Origin of the sequence: Perlabentimonas gracilis (assembly GCF_011174675.1) — a bacterium.
In the GTDB taxonomy this organism is placed as follows: Bacteria; Bacteroidota; Bacteroidia; order Bacteroidales; family Tenuifilaceae; genus Perlabentimonas; species Perlabentimonas gracilis.
The window spans coordinates 37097-56611 of sequence record NZ_JAANIG010000002.1; the positions used below are offsets into that span (position 1 = coordinate 37097).

The 19515-nt window shown below is 43.7% G+C and carries 12 protein-coding genes; 5 read left to right on the forward strand and 7 right to left on the reverse strand.

All coding sequences use genetic code 11. The features are described from left to right. Positions 1-25: 25 nt before the first annotated feature. From G8O23_RS01490 to G8O23_RS01520, 7 genes are all read right to left on the reverse strand, one after another. Positions 26-727: an ABC transporter ATP-binding protein gene (locus tag G8O23_RS01490; protein WP_166361035.1), complete on the reverse strand. Its 702-nt coding sequence runs from the start codon at positions 725-727 to the stop codon at positions 26-28. A 44-nt stretch (positions 728-771) separates the two neighbouring features. Continuing rightward, positions 772-2028, reverse strand: coding sequence for an efflux RND transporter periplasmic adaptor subunit (locus tag G8O23_RS01495; protein WP_166361037.1), 1257 nt, complete (start codon positions 2026-2028; stop codon positions 772-774). 231 nt (positions 2029-2259) lie between these two features. Further along, positions 2260-4044 (reverse strand): hypothetical protein, encoded by a 1785-nt coding sequence (locus G8O23_RS01500; RefSeq protein WP_166361039.1) that lies wholly within the window; start codon positions 4042-4044, stop codon positions 2260-2262. Between the two features lie 158 nt (positions 4045-4202). Next, positions 4203-6698 carry an endonuclease MutS2 gene (locus tag G8O23_RS01505; RefSeq protein ID WP_166361041.1) on the reverse strand — a complete coding sequence of 832 codons (2496 nt, stop codon included), beginning with the start codon at positions 6696-6698 and terminating at the stop codon, positions 4203-4205. 142 nt (positions 6699-6840) lie between these two features. Next, positions 6841-8403 carry an FGGY-family carbohydrate kinase gene (locus G8O23_RS01510; protein WP_166361043.1) on the reverse strand — a complete coding sequence of 521 codons (1563 nt, stop codon included), beginning with the start codon at positions 8401-8403 and terminating at the stop codon, positions 6841-6843. Between the two features lie 62 nt (positions 8404-8465). Beyond that, the gene (locus tag G8O23_RS01515; RefSeq protein ID WP_166361045.1) at positions 8466-10094 is read right to left on the reverse strand and encodes an FAD-binding oxidoreductase; all 1629 of its coding nucleotides are present in this window, start codon (positions 10092-10094) and stop codon (positions 8466-8468) included. A gap of 43 nt (positions 10095-10137) precedes the next feature. Further along, on the reverse strand, positions 10138-11769 hold the full coding sequence (locus G8O23_RS01520) for a glycerol-3-phosphate dehydrogenase/oxidase (protein ID WP_166361047.1): 1632 nt from the start codon (positions 11767-11769) through the stop codon (positions 10138-10140). A 304-nt stretch (positions 11770-12073) separates the two neighbouring features. Here G8O23_RS01520 and rpsO point away from each other — a divergent pair, with 304 nt between their 5' ends. The 5 genes from rpsO to G8O23_RS01545 all read left to right on the forward strand — a co-directional run bounded on the left by rpsO (position 12074) and on the right by G8O23_RS01545 (position 19500). Then, on the forward strand, positions 12074-12346 hold the full coding sequence (gene rpsO, locus G8O23_RS01525) for a 30S ribosomal protein S15 (protein ID WP_166361049.1): 273 nt from the start codon (positions 12074-12076) through the stop codon (positions 12344-12346). A gap of 145 nt (positions 12347-12491) precedes the next feature. Further along, complete coding sequence (gene pnp, locus G8O23_RS01530; RefSeq protein ID WP_166361051.1) at positions 12492-14615, forward strand: polyribonucleotide nucleotidyltransferase; 2124 nt, start codon at positions 12492-12494, stop codon at positions 14613-14615. Between the two features lie 245 nt (positions 14616-14860). Beyond that, a complete protein-coding gene (locus G8O23_RS01535; protein WP_166361053.1) occupies positions 14861-16975 on the forward strand; it encodes a prolyl oligopeptidase family serine peptidase in 2115 nt (704 codons plus the stop codon). Between the two features lie 69 nt (positions 16976-17044). Further along, the gene (locus G8O23_RS01540) at positions 17045-17674 is read left to right on the forward strand and encodes a deoxynucleoside kinase (protein WP_166361055.1); all 630 of its coding nucleotides are present in this window, start codon (positions 17045-17047) and stop codon (positions 17672-17674) included. Positions 17675-17781: 107 nt separating this feature from the next. Beyond that, on the forward strand, positions 17782-19500 hold the full coding sequence (locus G8O23_RS01545) for a tetratricopeptide repeat protein (RefSeq protein ID WP_166361057.1): 1719 nt from the start codon (positions 17782-17784) through the stop codon (positions 19498-19500). The last annotated feature ends 15 nt before the right edge of the window (positions 19501-19515 follow it).

Below are 19515 nucleotides of genomic sequence, written 5' to 3' on the forward strand. Positions count from 1 at the left end.
GTGGCTACAGTTTAAAGTTACTGTACTAAAGGATTTTCTTTACGTTTTCGGTAACAATATGTCCATCGAACAGCTGAACAATGCGGTGAGCCTTTTCGGCATCGCTGGGCGAGTGAGTTACCATCACGATGGTGGTGCCCTCGTTGTTGAGCTCGCTCAGCAGGTTCATTACCTCCTCGCCGTTGGCCGAGTCGAGGTTACCCGTTGGCTCATCGGCAAGTATTAGCTTGGGGTTGGCAACTACTGCACGGGCAATAGCCACGCGCTGCTGCTGACCGCCAGATAGCTGCTGGGGGAAGTGCTTTTTGCGATGCGAAATCTTCATCCGTTCAAGTACCGCTTCAACCTTACGCTTTCGCTCCGACGATGGTACGTTCATGTAGAGTAATGGAAGCTCCACATTTTCGAAAACGGTCAGTTCGTCTATCAGGTTAAAACTTTGGAAAACAAACCCGATGTTGGCCTTACGCATGTTGGTGCGTTGCTTTTCCTTGAATTTCGACACCTCTACCCCGTTAAAGTAGAACTCACCTCCCGACGGATTGTCCAACAGGCCTAGGATGTTAAGTAGGGTCGATTTACCACAACCCGATGGTCCCATGATGGCAACAAATTCGCCCTCCTTAACTTCGAGGTCTACTTTGTTAAGTGCAGTAGTTTCCACTTCCTCGGTGCGGAATACTTTAACTAGCTCTTTGGTTTTAATTGTGAAGTTGTTGTTATTCATATCTACTTGGTGTTAGGTTTATTTGTGTTTTTCCGAGTACTATGTTAGTCTCTAAGTATTAGCCTGTCTACATTTCCAAAGTTGTCGTAGCTCGATACAATTACCCTTTCGCCTGCTTGCAACCCTTCGGTAACCTCGTAATGTCTTGGGTTCTGCCTGTTGATGCGGATGGGGCGCTTGGTGGCATACTTGCCCGATGGGTCAACCACGTAAATCCACTGTCCTCCGGTGCTCTGGTAAAAACCCCCTCTGGGAATAAGTGTTGCCATCATCGATTCGCCAAGTTCAAGGCGTATTCTTGATGTTTGACCAATACGGATGTTTGGCGGCACAATGCTATCGAAAACCATATCTACTGTGAATCGGCCATTACGAACCTCTGGATATACCTTAGCGATGTGGCCAGGGAACAGATTGCCCGAGAATTCGCACTCACCCGTTAGGTTGCGGTTGATTCGAGCAATGTAATGCTCATCGATATCGACCTTAAGCATGTAGGAGTCGAGCACATGGATTGCGCCAATACGCGTACCCATTCCAATAACTTGTCCTACCTCCAGATTTAGCGAGGCCAACTCGCCCGATACTGGTGCTCTGTATACTAGGGCCTCAAGCCTGTTGCGTACAACCGAAAGGTTTTGCTGTAGCCGTTTGGCATCCTCCTCCAGAGTTCTCATTTGTGTTAAGCGGTACAGTGAGTCCTGGCGTGCGCTGGCCCGGAAAAGTTCAATTCTCCTTAGGTTCAGCTCGTAGGCCTCTTTGGAGCGCTCGTACTCTTCGTTGGATATGTGCTTTTGATCAAAAAGTTTCTTGTTGTTCTCGTAGGTGCGTTTGCGCTCCATGAGCTCAAAGTTCAAATCGAGCAACCTGCTCTGGGTCTCAAGTGTGGTGCGCTCCATCTGCAGGCGGATGTTCGATAGCTCGTTGTTAGCTCTCGAAACGTTAGCCTCAAAATTTGAGATCTCAAGAATAAGGTTGGTGTTGCTAAATCGTGCTATTATATCGCCCTCGTTCACCCATGAGCCTTCATGCGTTATAATCTCATCAACTCGGCTTCCTCCTTCGGTTGCATCAAGATAAATGGTTTGTATTGGGGCTACTGTTCCTATTACTGTTATGTAGTCGCGATAAAGATCCTCAACTACCGTTTCGACTGTTAGCTTATCCAAATCAACGTTAAGCTTCGAGCTTTTGTCAGCGAATACTATGTAGTATCCAATAAGAAGAACAGCTGCTGCGCCGGCTACTATCCATATAACCTTTTTCAAAGGCCATCTTTTTTTCTTAATTACTCTATCCATTATTTAAAGATTTTCTTGTTTTGTATTTACTTATCACTAAGTGTGCCATAATATATAAAGTACAGAAATACAGATGTATAAAATTAAAGATGAACTATATTAAATGTTTTAAGTGTTCGAATATGCAACAAGGAATGTTCGATTCCGCACACTGTTACACCCTTTGAAAAGGAAAAAGGGTGTAAACTGATATTGTTTACACCCCTTAAGGGTCTTTCCATTGTATTTAAACTATAAAATAATCGATGCAATTGCTATGATAATGCCAATAATAAGTAGCACAAAGAAACCAAGTATTGGTTGGTTGATGTTTCTGCTCTGGTAGTATTCAACCTGTTCGGCGATGTACGATTTGCCCTCATGGTAATAGCTATATAGGTCGAAATAAAACTTGGTTTGGTAGACCCAGTATGGAGCAAAAACTATGGCGCTTAGGAGAACCAATCCAAGCATGGCAAATATTGTCCCAATTACCCACATAATGTTAGTGTACTTAATGGATCTGATGCGAGCTTGGGTAAGGCTAGTGTCTAGTATGAATTTCGACTCTAGCTGGCCACGGTAAATCTTCAGGTTATCGAGTTGGTCTTTAAGGTTGTCAATTTGTTGTGCAAATTCCTCGTTGTCGGGGTTTGCCCTAAGTTTAGATGTAATCTCAGAAATAGCTTTCTCTAGTTCCCCTATCTGCTCCGAAACGTTAACGGATTGGTCGGAATAATTGTGTTCTAATCTTTCGAGGGTAAATTTTTCACCTTTGGTGCTCCTTATGCCCTTTGGCAAATTCGTTATCAACCTGAGCCAATCATCCTCGAAAATTTCTAACGAATAAATTCTTGATTCAATGGTGGCCATTCGCTTAAGCCTTTTCTCTGCAAAATCTAGAGCCATATTGGCTTGTGAGTTCACGTTGTAGAATGCGCTAAAGTGCGAATTGGCCATGCTAAGCTCACTATTCAACTTGTTAAGCGATTGCTCACAGAACGAGGCTTTAATAGTGTTGGTGGTCCACCATAGGAATGCTCCAATTATAAGTGTGATTATTGAAGTGATTAGGCTACCTAACAGCATGAATGGAATTGACCCTACTAAACGAGGTAGCCTAATGCCTGTGTTGATGAGAAAATCTTTATTGTCAAACTCGCCATTGTTCTGCGATGTGTACGCTGGGGCAATGGCATTTATAACCAGCGAAACAACTACAGTGAGGGTTAGGACTAGTATAAGCACTAACGAAACGGGGTACGATAAGCCAAGCATTGGTAGCTGTATTGCCGTTCCGGCAAACATATGAAATACGGTGATGATGGATGCGCTAAGTATGCTTATAATAACCAAAATGCCAAGTTTAGACATAACAGTGCCGGTCCAGAACTCATTAAAAGTTCGTTTATCATCGCTGAAAAGGGTGTACAAAGTGAAGTAAAGCACGCTAAATAGTATTGCTAGCACCAACGGGATAATTAGCCAGGGTAGCTGTAGAATGCTGCTGAGGTAAAGGAAAACTAGCATAACGAATGATACCGCTAGCACCGATACAAAACCATTCTTAAAAGTACTAGCGCTAAACGCTTCGGGAATTAACGTAATTGCCAGCTTAAAGTACCTCCAACTCCACACCACAATGTAATGCCAGAGTAACTTCGCTATGAAAAATAATACGGGGTGCATAAACTCATTCCACATCCACATAACTGCCCACCAAATTGCCTTGCCAATGAAACCCAAAAACTCAAATATTGATATTACACCATATATTGCCCAGGCCACGGCGTTGAAAATAAAGATGAAGAATCCCATTATGGGTAGGAGTATGGCCGAGAATGACCCTCGGGTCAACCACTCATCATGCACTCGCTTATGATCGAGTATAAAGTTTGGCTTAACCCCAGTAACCACCGATCTGAAAAAACCGAGAAAGGCAAGGATTACAAATAGCGAAGCAAGTACGAAATAGGTCAGCTGCGTAATGTCTGAAAAGTTAAAAACAATTGAAATGTTTTGTAGACTTAAACTCATTGCTTAGGTTTTTTTAGGTTCTGTTTAAGGTGTAATTCGTTATAGAGAAATTCTTTTTTTCTAAAAAGGATAATTCTATACCAAATGTAAGCCAATATTTTCAAATTACAAACCCCAAGGTTAAATCTATCGAAGTCTATGGTACTATGGGGAAACTGTTAGGTGTCAATTTCAACCAGGGTTATGCCTGTACCCCCAAAATCGATGTGTTCATCAGCATAAGACTTAACATAGGGCATAGATTTCAGGAAATTTCTAATCTCTTGCCGGAGTATACCATTACCCTTTCCGTGAAGTATGCGAACTTTGCTTATTCCAATCATTGCCGCTTCGTCAATCAAGTCCTGAACGGTTTCCAAGGCTTCGTCGGTGCGGTAGCCTCGCACATCGATATCCGATTTAAAGTTTAGCCTTTTTTTGTGCAGGTCGAAACCAATGCCGGTTTGTGGGCTTTTTACCGTTCTTTCGGCTCGTCGATATTCGGTTAGGGTAACCCTCTCGAGTTTATTTACTTTGATGGTAGTGAGCATGCTCCCAAAAGCAACAATGGCATTTTTACCATCAATTTGCATTACCTCACCAACGGCATCCTGTCCGGCAATTCTCACCTTATCGCCCTGCGCAATGGGTTTTGGCTTAGTAACCTTTTCCTCTTGGCTGGGGATTTGTCCATCGCGTTTCTGCTTGCGATCCTGATTACGCTGCTGACGTTGGCGAATTTGCTCCATCTTCTTCTCAATGGCTGGTTCAACTCCGGTTGATACCTCATGGAGCGTCTCCTTATGCTTTTCGAGCCCCTGTCGTGCCACGCGTGTCCGCTCTTTCTCTGCCGACGATTCCTTAATTTCGCGGATGGTGTTCTCTATTATTTTATTGGATGAGGCCAAAATCGCTTCGGCCTCCTCTTTCGCCTTGCTGATAATGGCCTTTCGCTGTTGCTTAATGGTTTCCAGCTCCTCGGCAAGCTTGGTTTCGTACTCCTCGGTTTTTTTTGTCGATTTTCTGATCTGATCACGCTTGCGCTCCCAGTATCGCTTGTCGCGCGAAATCTCCTTGAGATGCTTTTCGAAGCTAATATGATCGGTTCCGGCTTTGCCCTCGGCTAGCTTCAATACATCCTCGGGGAGACCAATCTTGCGAGCAATTTCGAAAGCAAAGCTGCTGCCAGGCTTCCCAATCTCTAGCTTAAAAAGTGGTTCAATCCGCCCCATATCGAAAAGCATTGCCCCATTGATAATGCCCTTTGCGCTGGCAGCGTAATGCTTTAGGTTGCTGTAGTGTGTAGTAATTACGCCAAAGGTTCCTTGCTGATTAAACTGCTGAAGTATCGACTCGGCAATGGCTCCACCCACCAGGGGTTCTGTTCCCGCACCAAACTCATCGATAAGCACAAGGGTGGAGCTGTCGGCATTTTTCAGGAAGAACTTCATGTTGAACAGGTGGGAGCTGTAGGTGCTGAGGTCGTTCTCAATGGACTGCTCATCGCCAATATCGATAAAAAGCTTGTTGAAAATTCCCATCTCGGAATTTTCGAGTACCGGGGGAAGAAAGCCGCATTGTAGCATATACTGCGATACGCCCAGGGTTTTTAGGCAAACCGATTTTCCGCCGGCATTGGGCCCCGAAATAAGCAAGATATGGTTCTGGTCATCCAGCTCAATATCGAGCGGAACAATCTCTTTGCCCTCGCGCTTAAGGGCAAGCATAAGCAAGGGATGAACAGCCTTGCGTAGATATACCCTTGGCGAGGAGTGGAGGATTGGCTTTGCACCAGCTACCGAGGAGGCGAGTAGCCCCTTGGCTCTCAAAAAATCAATCTCGCCCAAAAAATCGTACGATTGGAGTAACTCGGTAAGGTAAGGGCGAAGCGTGTCGGCAAACTCAACCAGAATGCGCACTATTTCCCTACGCTCGTCGTACTCCAGTTCGCGTATCTCGTTGTTGAGTTCCACCACCTCAACGGGTTCAATGAATACGGTTTTGCCTGTAGCCGATTCGTCGTGAACAATACCTTTTAGCTTGCGCTTATTCGATGCCGAAACGGGAATCACTATACGCCCATCGCGCATGGATGTGGAAGCATCGGAATCGACCAGACCATCGGCCTGCGCCTGCTTTAGAATGGAACCTATACGCTTTGATACCGATGATTGTTTTGATGTGATCTCACTCCTAATCTTTGCCAATTCAGGCGATGCATTATCCTTAATCTTACCAAATCGATTGAGAATGGAGTCGATACGCTCAGAAATAAATGGAAAGTACTCCACCTCGCTAGCAAATTTGGCTAGGTTGGGGTACTTGGGCTTATCGCCCTTTTTTAAGAAGGTCAGGATTGATTTTATGGCATCGAGCGAGCGCCTTAGGCTGAATAGTTCTGTTTCGTCTAACCATGATCCCTCGTGCTTTATACGCTCAAGAAAAGGGGTAGTGTCGGCATATCCATCCACCGGAAACGAGTCTTCCATTTGGCAAATGGTTTTCATTTCGGCGGTGAGTTCCACAACCTGCGTAATGGCTTCGAAATCGGTTAGGAATGAGGCTGAGGCAGCCTTACGCTTACCAATATCGCAAAGGCAAAGATTTGAAACCTTGGCCCTAATGCGATCGAAACCTATCTTTTCTTCAAAGTTATTTGGGTAAATATTTTGCATTCGATAGCGAGCAATTAGTAGTTATTCATCACCAATGACAAGACCATTTGATGGAGGTATGGTGCTTGGCAAAGATAGAAAGACTTTTGCTAAAGTCTTTCCTGTTGAGATAACTATTGTGCTATCTACTAATGCTGTATGGCTACTCGCTTTTTTTTGGGTAGTTGGTAATGTCCCTAATATCTTCGTAAAGAGGTTTTAGGCGTTTGTACATTTTTTTGTAAACCTTGTTGTAAAGATTGTTGTAAACCTTGCTATTCTCAGGAATTGGGGTGTAAACCTCACCAACTCGGCACATATTATCAATAGCCGTTTCAAAATTGGGGTACAGATTCAGGCCCACCGCACAGTTTATGGCTGCACCAAGGGCTGAGGTTTCGTAAGTGTGAGGTTTCTCTACGGTCATATTGAATATATCAGCAGTCATCTGCAGGGCATTCACGCTTTGCGACCCACCGCCTGAAACTCGTAACTTCCGAATTTTTACTCCGTTACGTTTCTGTGTTCGTATGGCTCCCTCCTTTAGCGCATAGGTTAACCCCTCAATTATCGATCGGTAAAGATGAGCTTTGGTGTGCACATCACCAAAACCGATAACCGCACCCTTGGCTTCAACCCCAGGTATCTTTACCCCTGGCGACCAGTAGGGTTGCAGGGTTAGTCCCATGGAACCAGGCGGAATAGTACTTATCATATCATCGAACAGTTCTTCTGCCGATTTACCCAACTTTTTGGCCAACTCTACCTCCTTGTGCCCAAACTCTTTCTTAAACCAGTTGATCATCCAGTAGCCTCTGTATATCATAACCTCGGTGTTATAATGGTTAGGCATTGCGCTGGGGTAGGAGGGGAAGAACGGAACAACCTCAACATATTTTGGGTTTACCGTTTCTATTGTGGCCGTGGTGCCGTAGCTAAGGCAGGCAATTTCGGGGGAGATGCAGCCCGAACCCAGCACCTCGCAGGCCTTATCGGCTGCCGAAGCTATAATGGGAAGTCCTTTGGGAAGCCCCGTTCGCTCCGATGCTACTTCGGTTATATGCCCAATTAGCTCCGATGGTTTTACTAGGTCGGGTAATTTCTCTCGCTCAATGGGGAATAGCTTGGTGTTTAGCTCGCCGGGTTTGCACCATTCCTGCCTCTTGTAGTTAAAAGGCATATAGCCCACGTTGCTTCCAATGGATTCAATATACTTCCCCGAAAGTCTGTGGATAAAAAACCCCGAGAGGTAAACATACTTATGCGTATTGGCCCAGACCTCGGGTTGGTTTTGCTGTAACCAGTTGGCCTCGCCATCCTTAAAGGCATGGGCAAGGCTCTCGTACATATTTACTAGTTTAAGTGCTAGTTTCAGAAACCCACCAGGCCAGCCCTGTAGCTTTGCCTTGCGCTGGTCGAGCCAGAGAATAGCTGGTCGGAGAGGTTTTCCATCCTTGTCGAGGTTGATAATTGTTCCCCTTTGGGTTGTGATGGACATCCCCTGGATGCTCTCCACGGGAACATCGATGTTTTCCATCAGCCGTTTGGTGGTTGAGCAAAGTACATCCCACATATACTCTGGATCTTGCTCGGCAAAACCAGGCTCGGTTGAGAAGTATGGCTCAACCTCCGTTTTCTCGATCCGAAGGATATTTCCCTTTAAATCGATTAGTACAGCACGAATGGATTGGGTGCCCGCATCGATTACAACTATGTTTTTATCCATCACAAAGCAACTTTTGGCAATGAGGTTTTACAACGATTATCGTGGTGCAAATTAGTGAAAAGCTATGGAGTTAGCCCCAGCGTGTTTCCGGGATTCATTATGCCATTGGGGTCGAGGTGGTTCTTAATGGCTTGCATCAGCTTCATATTCTCAGCTCCCAGCTGCTTTTCCATCCAAGGCGCAAGCGCCCTGCCTACTCCGTGATGATGCGAAAGGGAACCGCCACTCTCGTTAATAGTATCGATTAGGCCCTTGTGATACTCAAGGTACTCCTTTACATCATCCTCTCTTTTCATTGGACTTAGGAATGTGAAGTACAAATTGGCCCCGTTCTCGTATACGTGCGAGATATGAACCATAACCACGGTTTTTGGGCGGCTTTTCAGGTAGCTCCTTACGGCGCTCCAAACAGGGATTAGCTTATCCCACATAACTGCGGTTTCAAGCGTATCTGTCATTATTCCCAAGTCCATCAGAGGGTCGCGCATGTATGCGCTTGAATACCTTTGTTCAAGCCATTTTTTGGTGGGGCTGGCACCAATAAAGAAGCCACCCCGCTTTCTGGTAATTTTTTTAAGTGAACCTATTACCTGCTTTGTGTATCCTTTTGCTCCCTCAACGGCAACAAACATTAGGCAGCGTTCGCCCGATTTGTAGCCAAGCATATTCAGCGCCCTGTCGGCCAATGTACCATCGAAGCCTTTGGTTTTAAATGCCACCTCAGTTTCTTCGGGATCAGAGATTCGATACAAGTGTGGTAGTCCAATGCCGCTTTGCATCACAATCCGCATAGCCTCCACAGCAGTTTCAAAATTTTTGAAAACGAAAGAGGCATGCTTGGTGTTTTGGGGTAGATGTTTGCGAATTTTCATTGTAACCTCTACAATTACCCCAAGTGTACCCTCCGAACCAGCAAATAGTTGGTGCAGATCCCAGCCCTGTGCACTGGCAGGGTAGCATTTGGTGTCGATAACGCCAGCGGGAGTAACAGCCTTAACGGCCAGTACCATATGCTCAATTTTGCCGTAGCCTGTTGATGCTTGCCCAGCGCCCTTGGCTGCAAGCCAGCCCCCTACGGTTGAATACTCGAACGACTGTGGAAAATGACCGCAGGTGAAGCCCCGCTCATTTAAAAAATCCTCGTATGCCGGCCCATACATTCCCGATTGAACTGTAGCGGTTGAGTTTATTTCGTTTACCTCAATCACACTATTGAAATGCTTGGTCATATCGAGGCTTATGCCACCCTTGGGCGTTTCAACTCCTCGCGTAACCGATGAGCTGCCTCCAAAAGGAGTTATGGCGATATTGTGCTCATTGCAAATCTTTACTATCGATACAACATCGTCAGTGTTTCTGGGGTAAACTACAGCATCGGGGGGGGTGGGGATATTACCATTCCTTAGGTGAAGCAGATCGGTATAGCACTTGCCATAGGCATGCGAGGCACGGGCGTAATCATCGGTAGCAATATTTTCGGTGCCCACAATTGCGGTAAGCTGCTCAATAATCTTTGCGTCTAACGTACACTCCTTGGTAACCTTAACTTCATTGTTCCCAGTTTTATAGGTGTTGTTGATGTCTTGATCGGTTAAGCTAAATTTTTCCTTAATAAGGTTTAGAGTGGGCTTGTCTACCTTATGTTCCCTTTTATCACCCCATTTAAGTATATCTCTGTATGTTGTGCTCATAATCTTAATTTATATGTTTTTGGTTGATTTACTTGGTATTGTCTTACTGTGGTAGTTCGAAAATAAGCTTGGCATTCTCAACTTCGTGCTCAGTTTGTTGGGAGTCCCACCCAAGTTTAGTAGCTGCTAAACTTACAACTTTATTGAGAGTCTCCTCACCAGGATGGCCCAATGTTCCAATTCCGGTTCGACGAAAAAGTATATCGGTGAGCGATTTGGCCATCTCGTTGTTAATAGCATACTCAACTTCGGCCAGCAGTTCACCATCGTTGCTAACCACTTCGGCTAATTGGGGGTTTTTACTGGCAAGGTCTAGTATTTTATAGGCTTCTTGTCCATAGTTCATTCCAACATACGCTACCGTTTCGCTGCTAAAGTTTGGGTGTTGAGCTGAAAGTTGAGCCAAAAACAGATCCATATCTTTTACCTCACAACCAGCAAGAAACTCATTTTTGGTGGTTGATTTACCCAGCTTTCGCCCTAACTTCTTACCTATAACTTTCATAGCATTGCAGGCTAGCTTGCGGCTTGTGGTGTACTTTCCACCCTCTATGGTTATTAACCCGTTTAGCCCTTGCTTGGCATTGTCGTAAATCTCATACTTTCTCGATGACTCATAGGAACCCTCAGTCTGATCGTCAACCAGCGGCCTAAGCCCCCCGTATGCAAATACAACATCATCATAATTAATTTTTTGACAACCATAATTCTCATTCAGGTCATCAATTAGCCCTTGCACACTTTCTTTCGTAACTCGGTAGTCGTCGGGATTACCATTATACTCTTTATCGGTAGTGCCAATAAGGGAGTGGTTGCGCCATGGGATTAGCATGATGTGCCTTCGGTCCTTAGTCATAACCGTTACAGCATGCTTGTTGCACAGCTTTTTTGTGATGATATGTATGCCCTCCGATCGGCGGATATGATGATTGTTTTCGTTATCGGCTATACCCTTATTAAGCACAATGTCGGCCCAAGGGCCTGCGCAGTTAATGGTTAACCTCCCTTGCACGCTGTGTTCTTGGCCTGTTAGTTTATCAATAACATTTACCCCATTGATAACTCCATCTTTCTTAATGAAGGATTTAACCATTGCATAGTTGGCTACGTTGGCTCCTTTTGCTATGGCCGATTTTATAACAGCTAGTGTGAGCCTTTCGGGGTTAATGTTTTGGCAGTCGTAGTAAATGCTCGATCCAGTAAGGCCTCTGATCCTTAGGCATTGCTCCAACTCAAGGGTTTTCTTCTTGCTAATGGTTTTATGTAGCGGCAGTTTTTTCGACTTATCCCAAGTCCAGCCCTTATCGTACGAAAGGATATCGTATAAAACCATCCCCATAAATAGGATAAGCTTGTTGCTTTTGATATTGTTGTAGGTGGGCACCATGAATGGGATTGGGTATACAAAGTTAGGGGCAATGTTTTCCCAAACCTTTCGCTCTGTGAGCGATTCGCGCACCAACCCAAATTCCATGTTCTTAAGGTAGCGTAAGCCTCCGTGTATCAACTTCGATGTGGCCGCAGACGTGGCCTGGCCAAAATCCCCCTTTTCAAAAAGGGCAACAGATAACCCTCTTGATGCTGCTTCGTAGGCAACCGAGGCTCCAGTAATACCCCCACCAATTACAATAAGATCGTAGTGAGGTTTCGGTGTGATGTCGAAAAATCGTTCCATAGCAATCTTTTTCAGATTAATGTTTGCATCACAAATATCCGGTAACGATTGCGTAAAGCTGTTTAACAAATGTTAAAAAAATGTATTTCAAAATACTAAGCCAATTTGAGCAAGAGGTGAAATGGGCTCCCTAAAGGTAGTAAAAATTATCGGCCAAACTGTTGCCTGCTTTGGGCTTATCTGCTCATTCAGTCAAGGTGTTGTTGAAAAAATGTTTACACTTTACTCGTGCGTTGTAAAAAATGTTATTATCTTTGCAGCTTGAAACAAACTACAGAAATACCCACTAATTTACTGATTAGCTATGAATTATTTAACAGCAGAACAGAAGCAGGAATTTTTTAAGCAGTACGGAAAGTCTAATACCGATACTGGCTCCCCCGAGGGTCAGATCGCGATATTTTCCCACCGTATCAGTCATTTAACAGAGCATTTGAAAAAAAATCGTAAGGATTATGCAACTCAGCGCTCTTTGTTAAAACTGGTGGGTAAGCGTAGAAGACTTTTGGATTATCTTAAGGATCGCGACATTGAAAGATATCGTGCAATCATTAAAGCGTTAAATCTTAGAAAGTAAAACAACAAGAAGGCAATTGTTTCAATTGCCTTTTTTTGAAATTACTGTAATCTTTTGTGGAGGAAATCAGAGGGATTGCAACTTTTCTTCTGATTTTCTGTTTATGCCAAGGCTTTTTTTATTATTTATCAATATTTGATACTGTATGTTTAATGTTGTAAAGAAAACGATCGATTTTGGTGATGGAAGGTCCATCACAATTGAAACTGGAAAATTGGCGCGTCAAGCCGATGGGTCCGTAGTGATCCGTATGGGGCGCACCATGATGCTTGCCACCGTGGTAAGCGCTAAGGATGCTAGGGAGGATGTTGATTTTATGCCTCTTAGTGTCGATTACAAAGAGAAATTTGCTGCCGGTGGCCGTTTCCCTGGAGGATTCCTTAAAAGGGAGGCTCGTCCATCAGACTACGAAGTGCTTATAGCACGCCTTGTTGATAGGGCGCTTCGTCCACTATTCCCCGAAGACTACCACGCGGAGACATTCGTTACCATAAACCTTATCTCTGCCGAAAAGGATACCCCCCCCGATGCATTAGCTGGTCTTGCTGCCTCTGCAGCTTTATCCATCTCTGACATTCCATTCAACGGGCCAATCTCTGAAGTAAGAGTGGTTCGTGTTGATGGTAAGTTCATAGTAAACCCAACCTTTAGCCAAATTGAAATGGCTGATATTGACATGATGGTGGGCGCTACATATGATAATATTCTAATGGTTGAGGGTGAGATGAACGAGGTGTCGGAAGCAGAAATGCTCGAGGCCATTAAGTTTGCTCACGATGAAATCAAAAAGCATTGCGTTGCCCAAATGGAACTTGCCAAGGAACTAGGTGTTGTTAAGCGCGAGTACTGCCATGAGAACAACGACGAAGAGCTTCGTACCCAGGTTAAAGAATTTTGTTATGACAAGGTATACAAGATCGCCAAATCGATGCTAGCAAAGCACGAGCGTAGCGAAGCCTTTTCTGCAATAAAGGAGGAGTTTATGCAAACACTTCCAGAGGAGGATCGCGATGCTAAAGCGTCGTTGGTTAAGCGATACTATCATGATGTAGAGAAGAACGCCATGCGAAATATGATTCTCGATGAGAGCATTAGGCTTGATGGACGTAAAACCGATCAGATTAGGCCAATTGAGTGTGAGATTGATTACTTGCCATCGGCACACGGTTCAGCTCTTTTCACAAGGGGCGAAACACAGTCGCTTACCACAGTAACATTGGGTACTAAGCTCGACGAGAAAATTATCGATGAGGTGCTTCAGCGTGGCACCGAGAAGTTTGTACTGCACTATAATTTTCCTCCATTCTCAACTGGCGATGCCCGCCCATATCGCGGTGTTAGCCGTAGGGAGGTAGGCCATGGTAATCTTGCGCACCGTGCACTAAAAAGAATGGTGCCAGCAGGAGAAAGCAACCCCTACACCGTAAGGGTGGTTAGCGATATTTTGGAGTCTAACGGGTCATCATCGATGGCAACTGTTTGTGCCGGATCGCTTGCGCTAATGGATGCTGGTATTGGCCTAAAGAAACCCGTTTCGGGTATTGCTATGGGACTTATTTCTGAACCCAAGGGTGCTCGTTTTGCCATACTTTCCGATATTCTTGGAGACGAGGATCATTTGGGCGATATGGACTTTAAGGTGACTGGTACACAGGATGGTATAACTGCAACCCAAATGGATATCAAGGTTGATGGGCTACCCTACGAGGTTCTATCTCAAGCCTTGAGCCAAGCACGGGAGGGCAGATTGCATATCCTAGGTAAGATGAATGCAGTAATCTCTGAGCCCAACACCGACCTTAAGCCGCATACCCCCCGCATTGAGCAGTTTAGCATTGCTCGCGATTTGATTGGTGCCGTAATTGGCCCAGGCGGTAAAATTATCCAAGAAATTCAGCGCACAACGGGTGCAACCATTAATATCGAAGAGGTTAACAACCACGGTGTGGTTACTGTTTTTGCCGATAATATGGATGCTCGTAATGCTGCTGTTAAATGGATTAAGGGCATTGCCGTATCTCCCGAAGAAGGCGAAATTTATACCGGTAAGGTTAAGTCAATCCTGCCATTTGGTGCCTTTATCGAAATTGTACCTGGTAAGGATGGCCTGTTGCACATATCTGAAATTGACTGGAAACGAGTTGAAAAGGTAGAGGATGTGCTTAAAGAGGGTGATATGGTTGAGGTAAAACTTATTGAGATTGATAAGAAAACCGGAAAGCTAAAGCTCTCGCGTAAGGTGTTATTACCCAAGCCAGAGCAGAAGTAATATCTTTATAATTTGATACAATTAAGGGCAGCCTATTCGTAGGAATGCCCTTTTTTTATGTTGAAATTAATTTGGGCTTACATTAATACACTCAAATCATATTTTTAGATTAATGCTTAAAGCCCTATAATCTAAACTTCTAATTTTCAATTTTAAAAAAATCACTACTTTTACATTGTAGATTTTATAAACATTTGTGTATTTTTGTAAGAACGGAAAAATAACTTTCAGAAATATTTCTGACTATGAAAAAAATAATTTTTGTTTTGCTTGCAAGCTTGGCACTGTTTAGTAGCTCCTGCGACAGGAGTCCGGTTAAATACCCCGAAACGCCTAGGGGAGAGGTGGTTGACACATACTTTGGTGTGGAGGTTTCCGACCCTTATCGCTGGCTTGAGGATGATAAATCGGATCAAGTGGCCGAATGGGTAACCGCCCAGAACGAAGTTACGTTCGATTATTTAGATAAAATCCCTTTTAGGGAATCCATCAAGGAGCGCCTTAGCAGCTTATGGGATTACTCAGCAAAATCATCCCCATTCATTAGAGGAGGGAAGATATTCTCTTATCAGCGCGATGGCCTTCAAGATCAGTGGGTTCTTTTTGTGCAAGATTCATTTGACGACGAGCCTAGGGTTCTTATCGACCCAAATAAATTCTCAGCGGATGGCACAATATCCCTCGGAACAATTGGCGTTTCGCGTAATGGAAAGTACATTGCATATGCTACATCCGATGGTGGTTCCGATTGGAATACAATTAGGGTTAGGGAAATTGCTACTGGAGCCGATTTGACCGATGAGTTGCATTGGGTTAAGTTCTCAGGCATTCAGTGGTATAAAGATGGATTTTTTTACAGTCGTTACGATGAGCCCCAAAAGGGAGCCGAGCTTAGCAGCGCTAACGAGTTTCATAAGGTATACTACCATAAAGTTGGAACCCCACAGTCCAGCGACAAGCTAATTTTCCAGAATTTGGAGTACCCCCAACGAAATTACTTTGCACAGGTAACCTCCGACGAAAGGTTCTTGATAGTTTCTGAAACCGAATCTACGCACGGTAATTCATTATACATCAGAAACCTATCGACCGATCATGATTTCTTAAAGTTAACCACCAGTTTCGAGTACAATTACCAAGTTCTTGATCACGTGGACAACTACCTATATGTACTTACAAATTACAAATCGCCAAAGTACAAGTTGGTAAAAATCAACATAAACACCTTAGATATTGGCAACTGGCGAGATGTGCTTCCTGAAAGGAAAGATGTTTTAGAGAGCTGTGTTTTAGCCGGAGGTAAAATAATTGCTACTTATATTGAGGATGTAAAGAGTAAGGTTGAGGTTTACAATCTGGACGGCGATAAGCTCCACCAAATTAAGTTGCCAACGCTTGGAACCGTTTCCGGTATAAGTTCACAGCTAAGTAGTAATAAGGCATTCTATACCTTCTCTTCTTTCACTGTGCCCTCGGTAATATACTCTTTTGATACAGATAATTACGAGTCGGAGGTGTTTTTTAAGCCTGAGATTGATTTTGATTTTGACGATTACGAAACCAAGCAAATATTCTACAAGAGTAAGGATGGCACCGACGTGCCAATGTTTATTGTTCACAAGAAGTGTATAGAGCTTAACGGACAAAATCCAACGCTACTATATGGATATGGCGGGTTCAACGCAACCCTTAAGCCTACATTTAGCACCTCTCGATTGGTGTGGCTTGAGAATGGCGGTGTATATGCTTTGGCCAACATAAGAGGAGGAGGAGAGTATGGCGAGAACTGGTATCGCTCCGGAACAAAGCTCAATAAGCAAAATGTATTCGATGACTTTATTGCGGCAGCAGAGTATCTTGTTAACCAGGGATACACATCAAACAAAAAGCTGGCCATACAGGGTGGTTCCAATGGCGGTTTACTTGTGGGAGCAGTTGTTAACCAACGCCCCGACCTATTCAAGGTGGCAATTCCTCAAGTGGGAGTGATGGATATGTTGCGTTTTCATAAATTCACCATTGGCTGGGCTTGGGTCAACGACTATGGCTCCAGCGAAGATTCAATTCAGTTTCTCAATTTGTACAACTACTCTCCAATTCACAATGTGCGCCCTGGGGTAAATTATCCCGCAATACTTGTTACTACAGCCGATCATGACGATAGGGTGGTGCCCGCTCATTCGTTTAAATATATTGCAACCCTGCAGAGTAAGCAGAGAAAAGGAGCGAATCCTAAGCTAATTCGAATTCAAACACGAGCTGGCCATGGAGCAGGTATGCCTACCTCTTTAGTGATTCAAGAAACTGCCGACATCTATTCCTTCATATTCTACAATATGGGGGAGAACATACAATATTGATCCAATTAGTAAACAAAGGAAAAAGGAGTTGGATACACCCCCAACTCCTTTTTTTACCGGTCAGTCCTTATGCAATATTTAGTAATTGAGGGGAATATTGGTGCAGGTAAAACTACACTAACCAAGATGCTGGCAGATGATTTAAATGCCAGGATAGTACTTGAACAATTTGCCGACAATCCCTTTTTGCCCAAGTTTTACAACGATCCGCAACGCTTTAGCTTCCCGTTGGAACTATCGTTTCTAGCCGAGCGCTACAAGCAGCTAAACGCCGAACTTAGAGCAAGTTCGTTGTTTCAACCCTTGCTCATTGCCGACTACTTTTTTATGAAGTCGCTCATTTTCGCGCAGAACACATTAGCTAAGGATGAGTTCAACTTGTATCGACAAATTTTCGAGATAATTTACAGCTCCATACCCAAGCCCGATCTTTACGTATATCTTCATGTGCCTGTAGATAGGCTAATTAGCAATATCAAAAAGAGAGGGCGTGATTATGAGCAATCCATTACCCCCGAGTACCTCGAAACCATTCAACAAGGCTACTTCGAATTCTTTAAGCAGCATCCCGATTATAGCTTCCTGATTATAGATACATCCGAACTCGATTTTGTTGACAACCAGGACGATTACTTGTTGATTAGATCAGCAATTTTTGATAAAAGCCATAAAAAGGGTGTTCAAAGGCTTTCTTTTTAAGATTTAACGCAATTTTTAATACTAAAGGTTTTCTTTTTAACAAAGAAGTATTAAATTTGTGACTTGTTGACCAATAATGAAGAAACCAAATTAAACACTAATAAATTATGAAAAGAATCAAATTCAATGTAATGGCACTATTTGCCATGGCAGCTATTGTTCTAAGTAGTTGTGGCGGTGTTAATAAGATGAAAGAGTTTGCTGAAGGTACTGACCTAAAAGTTACTCCAAACCCTCTAGAGGTGCATGGAAATGTGGTTAAAGGTACTGTTGAAGCAACCTTCCCCGCCAAATATTTCAACAAAAAGGCAATCCTTAAGGCTACTCCAGTTCTTGTATACGAAGGCGGTGAGCTTCCTCTTGAGCCCAAGATGCTTCAAGGTGAGGACGTGCAAGATAACCACCAAGTTATTTCATACGATGCTGGTGGATCGGTAAGGCATGAAATTGAGTTTGAGTACAGCGACGAGATGATGAAGTCGGAGCTTGAACTTCGTTTTGTAATTATTTATAAAGGTGATGAGATTCCTTTTGAGGAGCCATACAAATTAGGAGTTGGTGTTATTGCTACTTCAAAATTTGTAGAGATCGATCCTAAGCCTATTATGCTTAAGGACAAATTCCAAAGGGTTATTCCTAAGAAAGAGGAAGCTCAGATCAACTTTGTGGTTAACCGTTCAGAGGTTCGTCGTTCAGAATTAACCAAGGACGAGATTAAAATGCTAGAGGATTTCATTAAGGAAGCCTCAGCTCAAGAGAATCTCGAACTTAAGGGTGTTAACGTTTCGGCTTACGCTTCTCCTGAAGGCCCACTTCAACTAAACGAAAAGCTGTCTACCGAGCGAGGAAAAGGTGCTGAAAAATGGCTATCAGGCGTTTTCAAGAAAGCAAAAGTAGAAGGTGATGCTAAGGATTTCGTGTCAACTCAAACTACTGCTGAAGACTGGGAAGGTTTCCAAAAGTTAGTTCAAGCTTCTGATATCCAAGACAAGGAACTTATTCTTCGTGTCCTTTCTATGCACTCCGACCCTGAGGTTCGTGAGAAAGAAATCAGAAATATGAGCAAAGTTTTCCTTGTGCTACAAGAGAAAATTTTACCTGAGCTTCGTCGTTCGAAAATGATTGCCAATGTAGATGTTATTGGTTACTCTGACGAAGAACTTATGGAAATGGTTCAGAACAACAATATGGACGAACTTAATGTTGAAGAGATGCTTTACGCTGCTACTCTTTGCCAAAACGATGAGATGAAGCTTGGCGTGTACAAAAAAGCTGCTGAAGCTCATAACGATGTTCGTGCTTTCAACAACATTGGTTACATCAACCTTAAAAATGGTAACATTGCTGAGGCGAAAAGTGCTCTAGAGTCGGCCATAGGAATCGAAGCGAATAACCCTGTAGTTAAAAACAATATGGGTTGCGTTGCTCTACTAGAAGGTGATATCGATAAGGCTCAGAACCTTTTTGTTGGCGCTACAAACGCTGGCTCAGAGGTGAAATACAACCTAGGTATTATTTCTATTATCAAGAATCAGTACCCTGCAGCAGTTGAATACTTTGCTGGTAGCGATACCTTCAACCAGGGTCTTGCTATGCTACTTAGCAACAGGAATGATGCTGCTAAGAATACCTTCCAAAAGGTTGACGAGGCTAAAGCTTTCTATGGCCAAGCAATCGTAGGTGCACGCATTGGCGACGAGAATATGGTTCTTAACAATCTTCGCACAGCCATTGGAAAAGATGCCTCTCTAAAAGCGCGCGCTACTAAAGATCTAGAATTCCGTAACTACTTCCAGAATGATGCCTTTACAGCAATCGTTCAGTAGTTAAGCTACATATAA